This window comes from Mesorhizobium sp. B1-1-8, from assembly GCF_006442795.2.
Classification (GTDB): domain Bacteria; phylum Pseudomonadota; class Alphaproteobacteria; order Rhizobiales; family Rhizobiaceae; genus Mesorhizobium.
In genome coordinates, this window is the sequence record NZ_CP083956.1 from 4,363,900 (window position 1) to 4,376,723 (window position 12,824).

A 12,824-nucleotide genomic window follows, 5' to 3' on the forward strand; every position below is an offset into this window, starting at 1 on the left:
TGTCCAGCCGATAGATGGGTAACACTTTGAACCGGATACATGGGTTACAGTTTTCTCCCTGAGTTGCTGTCCGCCGCAGTGCCGTCTGGTCGGGGTTGAACGGCACTGCGGCGGACCAGTTTCTTGTGTCGGCCGTCAATGAAGCCGAGCGGATGGGCATAGAAGTGGAGTGCCCATTCCCCATTCTCGGTCTCGGTTGCGGCAATCGCTTCACCGGCCAGCGCTTTTGAGACGTAGATGAAGTCGCCGTTCCACTTGATCTCGCCGTTTTGGCGCACGCTGCGCACCGCAGCTTCGGCCGGATAGTCCGGCTCTGGTGTCGTCTTCGGCATGGCGCGGGTCGAGGGGCGGTAATGCTGTGCCGGCGTGTCCATACCCAGCGCCTCGTGCGGGCGCTCCTCGTTATACTCGCGCCGGAAAGCCTCGAAAGCCCGAGCCTGGGCGGCCCTGTCGGCCTCCGGCGCCTTGGCCAGCGGCAGCATGGTCAGGTGGAAGCGCTCATGGCATCCGTTCTGCTGCGGTTTGCCCGGCTGAATGCGCTCCAGCACGATACCGAGCTTGATGAAGCGCACCGCAAGCGGCGTCAGCCCGGTGACGCCGGCTGACGCGAACGGCGCCCCATTGTCGCTTCTGAACCGATCCGGCAGGCCATGCTCCTCGAATGTCCGTTCAAACACCGGCCAGGCTTCACCCTCCGACGTCGAGCCGATCGCCGCCAGCGCCAACAGGTAGCGGCACGCCCCATCCATCACCGTCAGCGGCTCGCAGCGCCAGCCGTCGCCGGTCCGGAACCAGCCCTTGTGATCTCCCGTCCACAGCGCGTTCGCCGCCTCAGGCTCCGGCCATGGACCGTTGCCCGCCGCTCTCCAGCGCGCGCGCCGACGCCCGACAAGGCCATGCCGCTTCAGAATCTCGCCGGCTGTCGACACCGCCGGCCAGCTGCAGCTGGGCTCCGCCCGCTTCAGCCGGGCCATGATCTTCTTCGGCCCCCACAGCGGATGCGCTTCCTTCTGCGCCACGATCCGCTCCACCAGCTCCGCTGCCGTGGCACGGCCGTGCTCGAGCGGCGCCCGCGGCTGGTCGTGCAGGCCTTCCGGCCCGAACGCCCGGTAACGTCCAAGCCATTTGTAACCGGTCTTGCGCGAGATCTCGAAGGCAGCACAAAGCTGCGTCATCGTCTCCTCGCCAGATAGGCATTCCGCAACAAAACGAAGCCGCTCATCCATGAGCCCAGTCTCTCGCCAAACCATCGCCGGTCCTCCCGGCGGACAAGAAAACTGTCACCCATCTAATCGGTCCATTCTGTTACCTATCTATCCGGTTCGGACAGGTTGGGGTAATCTCCCCCCTCGGGGGGGAGATCAGCAGCTTCAGCGCCTCATTCAATCCCGCCGGTCACAACATATGCTCCGGCGGCGCGTCCATCCGGCAGCCGCACAATCGCCGTGACGATCGAGCCGTAGGAACCACGCCAGACACTGTGGAAGCCTTGATGCGTGGAAGCCGGGACAACAGCGCGACCGGTGTACCGGTTGTCGCTTGCCTGCAGGATAACCGGCTCGCCGTTGACATGGACCTTGACGGCAGCCGGCTCGCCCGCCTCGATGTCCAGCGCAATCGCGATCTCGTCCATGTCGCCGGCGCGGGTCGTCTCAGCAGCCAGCGTAAGGCTAAGCGGTGTGTCGCCAGTACGGCGCGTCACCCCGCCTTCGCCTGCAAACACATCGTCCGCCAGCGCCGGCGTGCGCGGCGGGACGGTGCGGCGCCTTGTTGCGCGCTCATAGTCGCCGGCGATGGTGAGCAGCGCCACATCGTCATGGGCCTTGCTGGCGAAGGTTAGCCCGACCGGCATTCCGATATCGGCCATCGCGCCCATTGGCACGGTCACCGTCGGGATGCCGAGATGGCGCCAGACCAGATTGCCGTTGGCGACCCAGGTGCCGTTGCGCCAGGCAAGGGCGGCGGAGGCCTCGTTGACGTCGGCATCGGCAGGACCGACATCGGCGACCGCGGGCAGCACCACGGCGTCGAGCCCGTTCGCATCCAGCCAGTCCTCGAAGTCGATGCGGCGCGTTTCCTCCAGTCCCTTGAGTCCGTCCTTGATGGCGGGAATGTCCTTCAGCGGCGTCACGCCGCGCTTCGCCCGCTCGACGTAGTCGGCGAGGTCGAAATCGGCGCCGCCATAGCGGTCGGGCAGCGCGCCCGGTGGCTGCGGGAAAATCTTCGGACCGTCGACAGCGCTTAGATCGGGGATGGCGAGGTCGGCGTTGGCGCGCAAAAAGTCGTCCCAGGACCAGATCGAGAGGTCCCAGATTTCGCGTTCGGAGAATTCCTCCGGCACCAGCCCGCGATCGGCCATGGTTTTCGCGCCGGGGCGGTCGCGCTCATAATTCGAGACGACAGGGAAATCGACCTCGACCACTTCGGCGCCCAGCGCTTCGAGATCGGCCGCCGCATGCCGCCATAGGTCGAGCACCGAGGCGCGGGTCTCGATCGGCCTGTCGCCAGCGCTGTCCTTGCCGATATACATTTTCGGCACGCCGAGCCGCTTGCCTTTTAGCGAGCCCTCCAGCCTGAGCCCGGCATAGCTCGGCGGCCGGAGCGCCGAAGCTTTCGCGATAGGCACCCAGGGCTGCACGCGCCAGAAATCGCCGCGCGTCTCGGTATCGTCGGCGACGATCACGTCCAGCAATTCCAGCATATCCGGCACGCTGCGCGTGTGCGGCACCACCACGTCCATGGTCGGCACCAAGGGCCAATTGCCGCGTACAGAGATGACGCCACGGGACGGCGTGTAGGCGACCAGCGCATTATTGGAGGCCGGCGCGCGGCCGGACGACCAGGTTTCTTCGCCCAGCCCGAAGGCGGCGAAGCTGGCGGCGGTGGCGGTGCCCGAACCGTTGGACGAGCCGGAGGCGAAGGCGGCAGGGAGATAGTCCTTGTTGTAAGGGCTTTCGGCGCGGCCATAGACGCCGCGCTGCATGCCGCCATTGGCCATCGGCGGCATGTTGGTGAGCCCGATCAGCACCGCACCCGCGGCGCGCAGCCTGGCGATGGTGAAGGCGTCTTCGCCGGCGACGAGATGCTCGAAGGCCGGCGAGCCGGCGGCGACCGTCAGGCCCCTGGCTTTGTAGCTGTCCTTGGCGGTGTATGGGATGCCGTCGAGCGGACCGAGCACGCTGCCCTTGCGGCGGCGGCGGTCGGAGGCTGCTGCTTCCTCGAACATGTTGGGATTGAGGATTGGCAGGGCGTTGAGTGCTATGCCGTGGCGATCGTAATGGGCAATACGCCTGAGATATGCGCCGACCAACTCGACACTGGTGACGGTGCCGTCCTCCAGCGCGCGGCGCAAGTCGGCGATCGAGGCTTCGACGAGGTGGAGGTCGGTCATGATTGTCCCGAGATCGTGCGGCTGGAAGGACGGCTCGCAACCTCGCATCGCGCGCTGTTGTTGTCACGCCTCAAAGAGCTGGGCGACGTCGAAGCTGCTGATCTCCCCCCTTGAGGGGGAGATGGCCGGCAGGCCAGAGGGGTCGCCTCGCATAAAGCGCCAACCTCCATCTCCGCAGGAGGCCGGGCCCAGTCGAACCGACCCCCTCTGTCGCCTTCGGCGACATCTCCCCTCAAGGGAGGAGATTTGGTGCTACACCCCCAGCACTGCCTTTACCCGTTCACGCGTATAGGGCAGATCGTAGATGCGCTTGCCCGTCGCGTGGCGGAAGGCGTTGGCGATGGCGCCGGCGGTTGGGCCCTGGGCGGCTTCGGCGACGCCGAGATAGGGCGAGCCGGGGTTGTCGACGACATGCACCTCGACGCTGTCGGGCACGGCGCTGAAGCGCAGGATCGGATAGGCCGACCAGTCAGGGCTCAGGATGCGCGTCCTGTCGAAATGCACCGCCTCGTAGAGCGTCCAGCTTAGCGACTGGAGGATGCCGCCCTCGGTCTGGTTGACGATCGAATCCGGCGCCACCGCCTCGCCGCAGTCGACGGCGGCAACCACATGTGAAATTCCGATCGCGCCGCTGTCGCGGTCGACATCGGCCTCCAGCGCGACGGCGAGGTAGGCGGCATGGTTCTTGTATTTGGCAAAAGCAAAGCCCCTGCCCCGGCCTTGCGGCAGCGGATCCTTCGACCAGCCGAACTTTTGCGACGCGACCTCGATCACCTTTCTGGCGCGCGGGTCCTTCAGGTGACGCAGCCGGTACTCGAGCGGGTCGGCGTTCGCCGCCAGCGCCAGCTCGTCCATGAAACTCTCGATGGAAAAAACGTTGCAATAAGCGCCGAGGCTGCGCAGTGACGAGACGCGCACCGGCATGTCGGCGATAAAATGCCAGTTCACGCGCTGGTTCGGCACGTCGTAGAGCGGGATCGCGTTGCGATCGCCGCTGCCGAGCGGCGAGATCTGCAGCTTGGCAGGGTCGGGCGGGAAATGCCGCGCCATCAGCCGGCCGGCGATCAGCGATCCGGCCGAACCCGGCCGCGTGCCATGGCTGTTGCTCCACAGGTCGTAGTGCCAGCTGACGATGCTGCCGTTCTGGTCGAGCGTGGCGTCCGCCCTGGTGAGCATCGCCGGCCCGTATGGTTCCCACAGATGCTCCTGGTCACGCATCCATTGCACGCGCACCGGCTTGCCCGGCACTTTCTGCGCGATCAGCGCGGCATCGGCCGCCGCGTCGTCGGCGCCGTTGTGGCCATAGCAGCCAGAGCCCTCGGTGTGGATACAGCGCACCTTTTCAGGTCCGACGCCGAGCATCTCGGCAATCGCCTTGCGGTCGGGATAGACGCCTTGCGTGTGCGTCCACACCGTCGTCAGTCCGTTGCCGAGCATGGCCATCGCGCTCGACGGGCCGATCGAGCCATGCATCTGATACGCGCGGGTGAACTGCGCCTGCAGCGTCTTCGCGCCCGGCGCGCTTTCGGCGCCGACCGAGGTCACGACACCGACTTCCGAAACGGCTTTCTCCAGGAAGGCCGGCATGTCGTTCTGGTCGGGAAGCGCGGGCTGCTCCTGCCACTTCGCGGCGGACGACATGGCGCGCATGGCCTTCACCGCCTGGAATTCCTGCTCGGCGACCACGGCCAGGAAATCGCCATCGCGCACCACCGCGATCACGCCCGGCATCGCCTTGACGGCGGCATCAGCGAAATCGATCAGCTTTGCGCCATAGCTCGGCGGCCGCACGACGCGGGCATGCACCATGCCCGGCGGCCGCATGTCCTGCACATAGGCCTCGCCGCCGGTGACCTTGGCCGGGATATCGACGCGCGCGAAGGGCTTGCCGATCGCATGATAGGTCTGCGGCGTCTTCAGCCTGGTGTCGGGCGCGGCGTCGACATGCAGGAAGTCGGCCGCGACCAGCTCGCCATAGCCGACCGACTTGCCGCCGGGCGCTCCGATCCTGCCGCCTGATGCCTTGAGCTGGTCGGCCGGAACGCCGAGCTTCTCGCTGGCCTTGGCGGCCAGGATCTGGCGCACCTGCGCCGAGGCGTAGCGAATGGCCGTGCCGCTGTTCTGGATCGTCTGACTGCCGGCCGTATAGCCCTCGTCCGGCGTCAGCGCGGTATCGGCGGTGATCAGCTTGATCGCCGCCGGCTCGACTTCCAGCTCTTCCGCCGCGATCTGGCGCAGAGATGTCTTGGTGCCCTGGCCAAGTTCGGCCTTGCCGGTGAAGACGGTGATCGAGCCGTCGGCGTCGATGCGGATCCAGGCATCCAGCGACGGCGTGTCGGCGAGGCTGCCCGGCAGTTTCGGTCTGGCCTCCGCGGCAGGCGCCGAAGGAGCCGCGGCCTCCTGCGCCCCGGCTGGAATGGTGAAGGACACGACCAGCGCGCCGGCGCCAGCCAGGAAGCCACGCCGCGTGACATCGGGAAAGTTCGGCGCGTCCATCATGCCCTCCCCCTGGCGGCGGCCGGGACGAGACCGGCCGATTTCGATTTCATCAGGTCGCGCGCCCGGGCCACAGCCCGCAGGATGCGCATATGCGTGCCGCAGCGGCAGAGGTTGGGCTCCAGCGCCTGCCTGATGTCGGCGTCGGCCGCGTCCGGCTTTGCCTCGAGCAGCGCCTGCGCCCGCATCATCATGCCGGCAATGCAATAGCCGCATTGCGCCGCCTGCTCGTCGATGAAGGCCTTCTGCATCGGGCCGGGATCTTCGATGGTGCCCAATCCCTCGACGGTCCTCACCTTGCGCCCCTCGACCAGCATGGCCGGCGTCAGGCAGGAAAAGACGGCCTCGCCGTCCACCATCACTGTGCAGGCGCCGCATTGGCCGAGGCCGCAGCCGAACTTGGCGCCGTTGAGCTTCAGATCGTTGCGCAGCACATAGAGCAGCGGCGTCGCCGGATCGATGTCGACGTCGTGCGCGGCGCCGTTGACGTTGAGCTTAACCATCAGTCCTTTGCTCCCACATTGTCCGGGCCGCGCTCGATGCCGTCGGAGGGGCGAACGCTGACCTGGTATTTTCCGCTCCTGGTATCGGCGAGCCGCGCCGCCGCATCCTGCCAGGCCGGCTTGCCGGCATAGGCCTCGCGCAGATAGGCGAGCAGATCGAGCACCTGGTCGTCCTTCAGCGTCGCGGCGAAGCCCGGCATGATCGCGCTCTGGCGTCCGTTTGCCGCCGGCAGACCGAACAGCACGATGTTGACGGCATTCTGCGGATCGGGCGCGTTGACCGCGCTCGACAGATGGAAGTCGATGCCGCCGAAAGGCTGCGGACGGCTGCCGTCGTGGCAGGTAGCGCAGGCCGCCTGGTAGATCACGGCGCCGCGTCCGGTCGGCTTGCCGGCAGAAGCGCTGGCCGGTATCGGCGTGGCGCCGGCATCGGCCGACAGTTTGGCGCCGATCTCCTTCGCCCTCGCGACGCGCTCAGGCGTCGGCTCGCCCATGCGGGACATGAGGTAGGTGGCGATGGCGCTGATGTCGGCATCGGGGAGCCGGCCGAGATTGCCGGTCACCTCGGCCATCGGGCCGCTGGCGACGCCATGGTCGGCCTGCCAGCCTTGCCGGAGATAGGCAAAGAGGCTGTCATGCGTCCACGGTATCGGCGCAGAGGACGAACCATCGAGCGCGAAGGCGGTCCAGCCCTCGGCCTCGCCGCCGGCAAGGTGCGATCCCCTCTCCTCGGCGCCGAGCCGGTTGCGCGGCGTATGGCAGGCGCCGCAATGGCCGAGCCCGTTGACGAGGTAGGCGCCGCGGTTCCACTCGGCGCTTTGGGAGGCATCTTCGCGATAGGCGCCCTTGTCGAAGAAGAGTAGCTTCCAGCCGGCCAACACGAAGCGCATGTTGAGCGGGAATGGCAGGTCGTTGGGCGGGCGCTTGTTCTCGACCGGATGCCGGGTCATCAGATAGGCATAGAGCGCCTTGTTGTCCTCGTCGGACACAAGCGTGAAATGGTCGAACGGGAATGCCGGGTAGAGGTGATCGCCGTCGCGCTCGATACCCTCGCGCATAGCCCGGCTGAAGGCGGCCTCCGACCAACGGCCGATGCCGGTCTTGGGATCCGGCGTGATGTTGGTGGAGTAGATGGTGCCGAACGGCGTCGGCACCGCCAGCCCGCCGGCGAAGGATTTTTCCCCCGGCTTGGTGTGGCAGGCAGTGCAGTTGCCGACCGAGGCTAACACCGCTCCCTTCTCGATCAGCGCCTGGTCAAAGGCGGCACGCTGCGGCGGCTCGACCGGATCGATCGAGGGCTTCCAGGCGTAGGCGAAGAAGCCCGCCGCGCACAGAACGACGAGGACGACAACGCCTGCCCAGAAGCGCTTCAAGGTTTTTCTCCTTGTGTGACGGCTCCGTGGCGGCAGCGGTTAATCCGGCCGTTCGGGAAAATGCGCCTGCCGACATGGAGGAAGAACTAGGTTCGAGGTGCGGGCCGTCAATCGATGCAGCGCGAAATTGAGGGCGCGTGTGATAACGCTTTCGTCAGATCACTGCGGCGCGCCGGCAAACAGCACCACACCATCCCCACCGGCCCGCCGGCCAGTCGCGGATGGTGCGATCGTTTCCGGCAACGCCGTGAGTATCCGAAAGCTTGAAGTGTCATTCCTGCAACGCGGTGTCGTAAAAGCAAGCAGAAGCGCCGGATTCCCCAAGAATAGAGGGTAATTCCTGCCGCGATGGTTGACAGCGGGCGAAGGCTTGACATTATTCGACGGGATTTAGTGGAGGGTTTGGCCATGAAGAAAACCTATGAGAAGGCGGTCCTTGTCAAGAAAGACAGGCTTTCGGCGGTAACGGCGGCCAGTGGCGTTTCCGTCGTCGTGCTCCCGCCCCCGGGTTAATGTTTTCAGCCGGCTGGCCGGATATTTGATGCCGGAAGAGGTTTCGCCGGCAGACGATTGTTTGTACTGAAACATAGGAGCGCCGGGCGGCCTGCCGATAGCATGCAGGGCAGCCAATGGCGCCCGAGCTGCTGATCTCCCCTTAAGGCCCTCGAGGGGGAGATGGCCGGTCCACCCTCCGCAGCTGCTGCGGAGGACGGGCAGGCCAGAGGGAGTCTATACTCACCCCAACTCCACCCACACCGGCGCATGGTCGCTGGCGTTATCCTGGCTCCGCACATCGCGGTCTATCCCAGCCGCTTTCAGCTTCCGCGCGAGCTTCTTCGACAACAGGATGTGGTCGAGCCGCAGCCCAGCATCGCGCGGCCAGCGGTTTCGGCGGTAATCCCAAAAGGTGTAGAGCGTCTCTCTCGGATAGACCTTGCGCAGAGCATCCGTCCAGCCCTGTTCGATGAGTGCTGCGAAGGCCGCCCGACTTTCCGGCTGCACCAGCGCGTTGTCGTCATAGGAGCGGGTTTGATAGATGTCGCGCGGCTCGGGCACGATGTTGTAGTCGCCCGCCAGCACCACCGGCAGGCCGGTGTCGAGCAGCTGTTCGGCGTGTGCCGCAAACCTTTCGTGCCAGGCGAGTTTGTAGGCGAATTTCGGCCCCGGCTGCGGGTTGCCGTTCGGCGCATAGAGGCAAGCAATGACGATCCCGGCGACCGCCGCCTCGATGTAGCGGCTCTGCCGGTCGGCATCGTCGCCGGGGAGAGCGTCGCGGGTCAGCACCGGCTCGGCGCCCCGCGCCAGGATGGCAACGCCGTTCCAGGTCGGCTCGCCCTTCCACACCGCACCGTAACCGGCCGCGGCGAGCGCGGTGCGCGGAAACTGCGTGTCGCGCGCCTTCAGCTCCTGCAGGCAGACGACGTCGGGTTTTGCGTTGGCCAGCCACGCCAGCAGGTTTTCAAGGCGGCTGTTGATGTTGTTGACGTTGAAGGTGGCGAGTTTCATGGATCAGGCGGCAAGGCGCGCCGCCCATGCCTTCACCGTCTCCGCCACCGTCTTCAGATGGTCGGCGGTCGAAAAGCCCGACACCGCCTTGCGCGGCTTCAAGTCGTGGTCGCCGTCCTCCAGCCAGATCACCTCGATCGCGTCCGAAAGACCGTAGGTCGCGACCTCGTCCTTCGTGCCGAACTCGTCGCGCGTGCCCTGGAAGATCAGCGTCGGCGTCCTGAGACCGGCGAGGTGTTTTGTCCTCAGTTGCTCCGGCTTGCCCGGCGGATGAAACGGGTAGCCGAGGCAGACCAGCCCACTAATCTCGCCCTTGGCGGACATCTCGTCGGCGACCATCGAAGCGACGCGCCCGCCCATCGACTTGCCGCCGATGATGAGCTTTCCGGACATACCCTTGGCGCGCAGGTCGGCAATCGCCTTGACATATTCCGGGTTCACCGTCTCGGCGCGGGGCGGCGGCTTGCGGTGGCCGTAGCGGCGCGCGGCCATATAGTGGAATTCGAAGCGCGCGACGCGGAAGCCGGCGGCGGCAAGAGCCTTCGCCGTGGCGGCCATCGAGGAGGAGTCCATCGGCGCGCCGGCGCCGTGGGCGAGCATGATGGTGACCGGGGCGGTGTCCGGGCCGTCGAAGAGGAAATAGGTCATGAGAAGGCCTTCTCAAAAAGGCGGCAGAGGGTGCTCAAGCGCAAACATCGCGATCGCTTGTTCCGTCGCCCACTATGGCTGCGCGGCCGCCGCATCGCAAACCTGCGACTGCAGATATTCGACCTGCGCTGCCAGCAGTCCGGGCCAGCCGGTCGCGTCGATCTTGCCAACCCATTTGCAGGCAGCTTCCCGCCCGTGAACCTGCTCCATCAGGCAGAAATAGGCGGTGTCCCGCCGTGAGCCGCACAATTGTTCGTTGCCATCCATCACATCCAGCGCCGAGGTCCAGGTGAACCAACGCCTTATCCACGCACCGACCTTGCCGTCGAGGTCGGTGACGCATCGAGCTATAAAAGCATCGAGATCAGCCTCGGTCGCTACCCAGAATGTGCTGCGGCTTTTAACGAATTCGCCGTCGATGGCATCAAATCCTTTCCGGAGGAATTGGCGGTTCAGCTGGCGAGAACCTCGGGTTTTGAACTGAGCCGAACTTGGATTCTTGATTTCATACCAGGCGTCGAAAATCCTTCCACAGTTTCGCGAACTTTTTCCATTTGAAGACGACGTCAATCGAACAGTCATATTCGCCGTAACGACGGTCCGCATAACAATCCAGCTCGATAGTGAAATCGGTCAGATTGTCCGCCGACGCGACGATCAACTTGGCGCCACCCGGCTTGAACCATCTCTCGCCAAGACGCGTATGGAGCTCTTCGGCAACCCGCATTCGGATGGTCTTTGCGTCGAGCATTTCAGGAGGCCGACATCCGCGCCAGCTGCAGATCGACGAACTGAATCCCCTTCTGCGCAATCCGAGCCCATTCGGACTCCGCGTCGAGTTCCAGATACCTCGCCCAAAGCCGCCGCGCCTCCGCCAGATCGCCGGCGTCGAATTCAAGCTTCGCAAGGTTGAACACCGGGTCGGCATAGGTCTTGTCGAGTGCAATCGCTTTCTGCAGGTGACGCCGCGCAGACGCCACCTTGCCCTCGTCATTCATCAGGCCGGCGAGGTTGAACCAGGCTTCGACGAACCCAGGGTCGAGCTTTATCGCGCGGGCGTAGTCATGCGCTGCCTCAGCGGCGCGCCCGGCGCCGCGCAGGCAGTTGGCGCGGTTGAAGGCGGCGACGGCATCGCGCGGGTCGATAGCGAGGCAACGCTGATAGAGTGATGCCGCATCGTCGTGGCGCCCCTCCTCTTCCGCTTCCTCGGCCTCAGCGAAGAGGTCTTCCAGCGTGTCGTCTTCCGCCGCCCCCAGATCGAACAGCAATTGGCCGTCGAGCTCGCTCCTGCCCTCGTCAAGATAGATCGCGTCCGGGCGGCCGTGCTGGGAGCCGAGATTGAGCGACTTGGCGGTGAGCGAGGCGACCGGGCCGGAGCGGTGCACGGAGCGCGCGATGGCGCCCCAGGAGGCGCCGCTGGCGATCAGCCCGGCATATTTTCGGGCCAGGATCAGGTCACGGAAGGAATAGGGTTCGCCGTCATGCTCGAAGGCGTCGAACAACGACAGCATGTCGAGATCGTCGGCGGCAAGCCGGGACTGGTCGATGAGCGATTGGCGGGAAAGCGAGGACGCCTCCGGCCCTTTCAACAGGCCGAGCAGGCGCAAGAAACCGTTCTCGCTGACAAGCATGCGCCCAGCCCCGCGCTCGGCGGCGACGCGGCGTTCGATCTCGGCGTCGCCGGTCTTGGCCAGTGCGGCTTTGACGAGCAACGCGCGCCCGAACACGACATGCGTGGTGCGCCTTGTGACGCCTCGCCTCAGCTCCGCATGACGGCGCTCGACCTCGCGCGCGGCGAGCCTGAGCGGAAAGGCGGCCAGCGCGCCGACGACGCCAAAGACCGCGCCGGGAACGATGACTGGGCTGCCCGTCACGCCTTGCTCTTGCCGACAGCCTTCAGCAGGTTCGCCTTCAGCGGATTTTCCTTCGGCGCCGCCTTGCCCTTGGCGGCGGGCTTGGCCGGCGCCTCGTCGGCCTTGCTCTTCGATTTGGCCGGCGGCTTGGCGGACTGCGACAGGCTCGCCTTCAGCGCATCCATCAGGTTGATGACGTTGCCGCGCTCGGGGGCGGCCGCGATGATCGGCTTGTGGCCCTTGAGCTTCTCGCGGATCATCGCCATCAGCGCCACCTCATAGCGATCCTCGTAATTCTTTGGATCGAAGTGGGTTTCCTTCTGCTTGATCAGCGCCTCGGCCAGCTGCAGCATTTCGGGGTCGGGCTTGGCATCCGGGATGTTGCCGAAATATTCAGCCGTGCCGCGCACTTCGTTGGGATTCCTCAAGGTGCAGACGAACATGCCGTTCTCGCGCGCGCCGATCGTCACCACGCGCTCGCGACTGGAAAGCACGAGGCGGGCTATCGCCAGCTTGCCGGATTGGCGCATGGCCTCGCGCAGCACCGCGAACGTCTCCTCGGCCATAGCGCCGTCCGGAGCCAGGTAATAGGGCGCGTCCTGATAGATGACGTCGACCTCGTCCTCGTCGACGAAGGCCTCGATGTTCATCGTGTGATTGGATTCGATCCTGACCGTATCGAGGTCGGCATCATCGATGATGATATACTGCTTGTCCTCGTATTCGTAGCCGCGAACCAGGTCCGAGCGCTCGACAAGTCCGAGCTCGGGATCGACCGGCTTCATGTTGATGCGGTTGTGGGTCTTCTTGTGCAGCTGGTTGAACGAGATGCGCTCGCTGGCGCTGGTGGCCGGATAAAGCCGGACCGGACAGCTGACGAGGCTGAGCTTGAGGTAACCTTTCCAACTTGCCCTGGGCGCCATGATGAACTCCTACGCGGCCATGCACCGACAGTTATTTGCAGCGCTCCCGCTTAAGGACGGTTGGCGCTGTGGAAATCCTACACCGACCCCGCACCTTACGGCCAAATCCCTAGCGAAGTGTTTTGGAGCGG

Annotated in this window: 11 protein-coding genes; all 11 read right to left on the reverse strand. The window is 65.3% G+C overall.

Going from position 1 to position 12,824, the window contains the following annotated elements:
• Positions 1–44: 44 nt before the first annotated feature.
• The 11 genes from FJ974_RS21350 to FJ974_RS21405 all read right to left on the reverse strand — a co-directional run bounded on the left by FJ974_RS21350 (position 45) and on the right by FJ974_RS21405 (position 12,693).
• The gene (locus FJ974_RS21350) at positions 45–1,250 is read right to left on the reverse strand and encodes an integrase core domain-containing protein (protein WP_140539330.1); all 1,206 of its coding nucleotides are present in this window, start codon (positions 1,248–1,250) and stop codon (positions 45–47) included.
• A gap of 128 nt (positions 1,251–1,378) precedes the next feature.
• Positions 1,379–3,391 (reverse strand): amidase, encoded by a 2,013-nt coding sequence (locus tag FJ974_RS21355; protein WP_140539191.1) that lies wholly within the window; start codon positions 3,389–3,391, stop codon positions 1,379–1,381.
• A 252-nt stretch (positions 3,392–3,643) separates the two neighbouring features.
• Positions 3,644–5,887: a xanthine dehydrogenase family protein molybdopterin-binding subunit gene (locus FJ974_RS21360; RefSeq protein ID WP_140539194.1), complete on the reverse strand. Its 2,244-nt coding sequence runs from the start codon at positions 5,885–5,887 to the stop codon at positions 3,644–3,646.
• Positions 5,887–6,390 carry a (2Fe-2S)-binding protein gene (locus FJ974_RS21365; protein WP_140539190.1) on the reverse strand — a complete coding sequence of 168 codons (504 nt, stop codon included), beginning with the start codon at positions 6,388–6,390 and terminating at the stop codon, positions 5,887–5,889. Before FJ974_RS21365 ends, FJ974_RS21360 begins: the two co-directional genes overlap by 1 nt.
• Positions 6,390–7,763, reverse strand: coding sequence for a cytochrome c (locus tag FJ974_RS21370; RefSeq protein ID WP_140539189.1), 1,374 nt, complete (start codon positions 7,761–7,763; stop codon positions 6,390–6,392). Before FJ974_RS21370 ends, FJ974_RS21365 begins: the two co-directional genes overlap by 1 nt.
• A gap of 735 nt (positions 7,764–8,498) precedes the next feature.
• Positions 8,499–9,269, reverse strand: a complete 771-nt coding sequence (gene xth / locus FJ974_RS21380) for an exodeoxyribonuclease III (protein WP_140539187.1) — start codon at positions 9,267–9,269, stop codon at positions 8,499–8,501.
• A 3-nt stretch (positions 9,270–9,272) separates the two neighbouring features.
• The gene (locus FJ974_RS21385; protein WP_140539186.1) at positions 9,273–9,917 is read right to left on the reverse strand and encodes an alpha/beta fold hydrolase; all 645 of its coding nucleotides are present in this window, start codon (positions 9,915–9,917) and stop codon (positions 9,273–9,275) included.
• A gap of 72 nt (positions 9,918–9,989) precedes the next feature.
• Entirely contained in the window at positions 9,990–10,487 is a 498-nt protein-coding gene (locus tag FJ974_RS21390; protein ID WP_140539185.1) for a hypothetical protein, read from the reverse strand.
• Complete coding sequence (locus FJ974_RS21395; protein ID WP_140539184.1) at positions 10,423–10,668, reverse strand: hypothetical protein; 246 nt, start codon at positions 10,666–10,668, stop codon at positions 10,423–10,425. Before FJ974_RS21395 ends, FJ974_RS21390 begins: the two co-directional genes overlap by 65 nt.
• 1 nt (position 10,669) lies before the next feature.
• Positions 10,670–11,791 (reverse strand): tetratricopeptide repeat protein, encoded by a 1,122-nt coding sequence (locus FJ974_RS21400; RefSeq protein ID WP_226891327.1) that lies wholly within the window; start codon positions 11,789–11,791, stop codon positions 10,670–10,672.
• Positions 11,788–12,693: a Ku protein gene (locus FJ974_RS21405; RefSeq protein WP_140539183.1), complete on the reverse strand. Its 906-nt coding sequence runs from the start codon at positions 12,691–12,693 to the stop codon at positions 11,788–11,790. Before FJ974_RS21405 ends, FJ974_RS21400 begins: the two co-directional genes overlap by 4 nt.
• Positions 12,694–12,824: the final 131 nt, after the last annotated feature.

Coding starts and splice junctions, on each gene's coding strand:
- FJ974_RS21350 (WP_140539330.1), bottom strand. CDS start 1,250: ATGGTTTGGCGAGAGACTGGGCTCATGGATGAGCGGCTTCGTTTTGTT.
- xth (WP_140539187.1), bottom strand. CDS start 9,269: ATGAAACTCGCCACCTTCAACGTCAACAACATCAACAGCCGCCTTGAA.
- FJ974_RS21405 (WP_140539183.1), bottom strand. CDS start 12,693: ATGGCGCCCAGGGCAAGTTGGAAAGGTTACCTCAAGCTCAGCCTCGTC.
- FJ974_RS21395 (WP_140539184.1), bottom strand. CDS start 10,668: ATGCTCGACGCAAAGACCATCCGAATGCGGGTTGCCGAAGAGCTCCAT.
- FJ974_RS21365 (WP_140539190.1), bottom strand. CDS start 6,390: ATGGTTAAGCTCAACGTCAACGGCGCCGCGCACGACGTCGACATCGAT.
- FJ974_RS21385 (WP_140539186.1), bottom strand. CDS start 9,917: ATGACCTATTTCCTCTTCGACGGCCCGGACACCGCCCCGGTCACCATC.
- FJ974_RS21355 (WP_140539191.1), bottom strand. CDS start 3,391: ATGACCGACCTCCACCTCGTCGAAGCCTCGATCGCCGACTTGCGCCGC.
- FJ974_RS21360 (WP_140539194.1), bottom strand. CDS start 5,887: ATGGACGCGCCGAACTTTCCCGATGTCACGCGGCGTGGCTTCCTGGCT.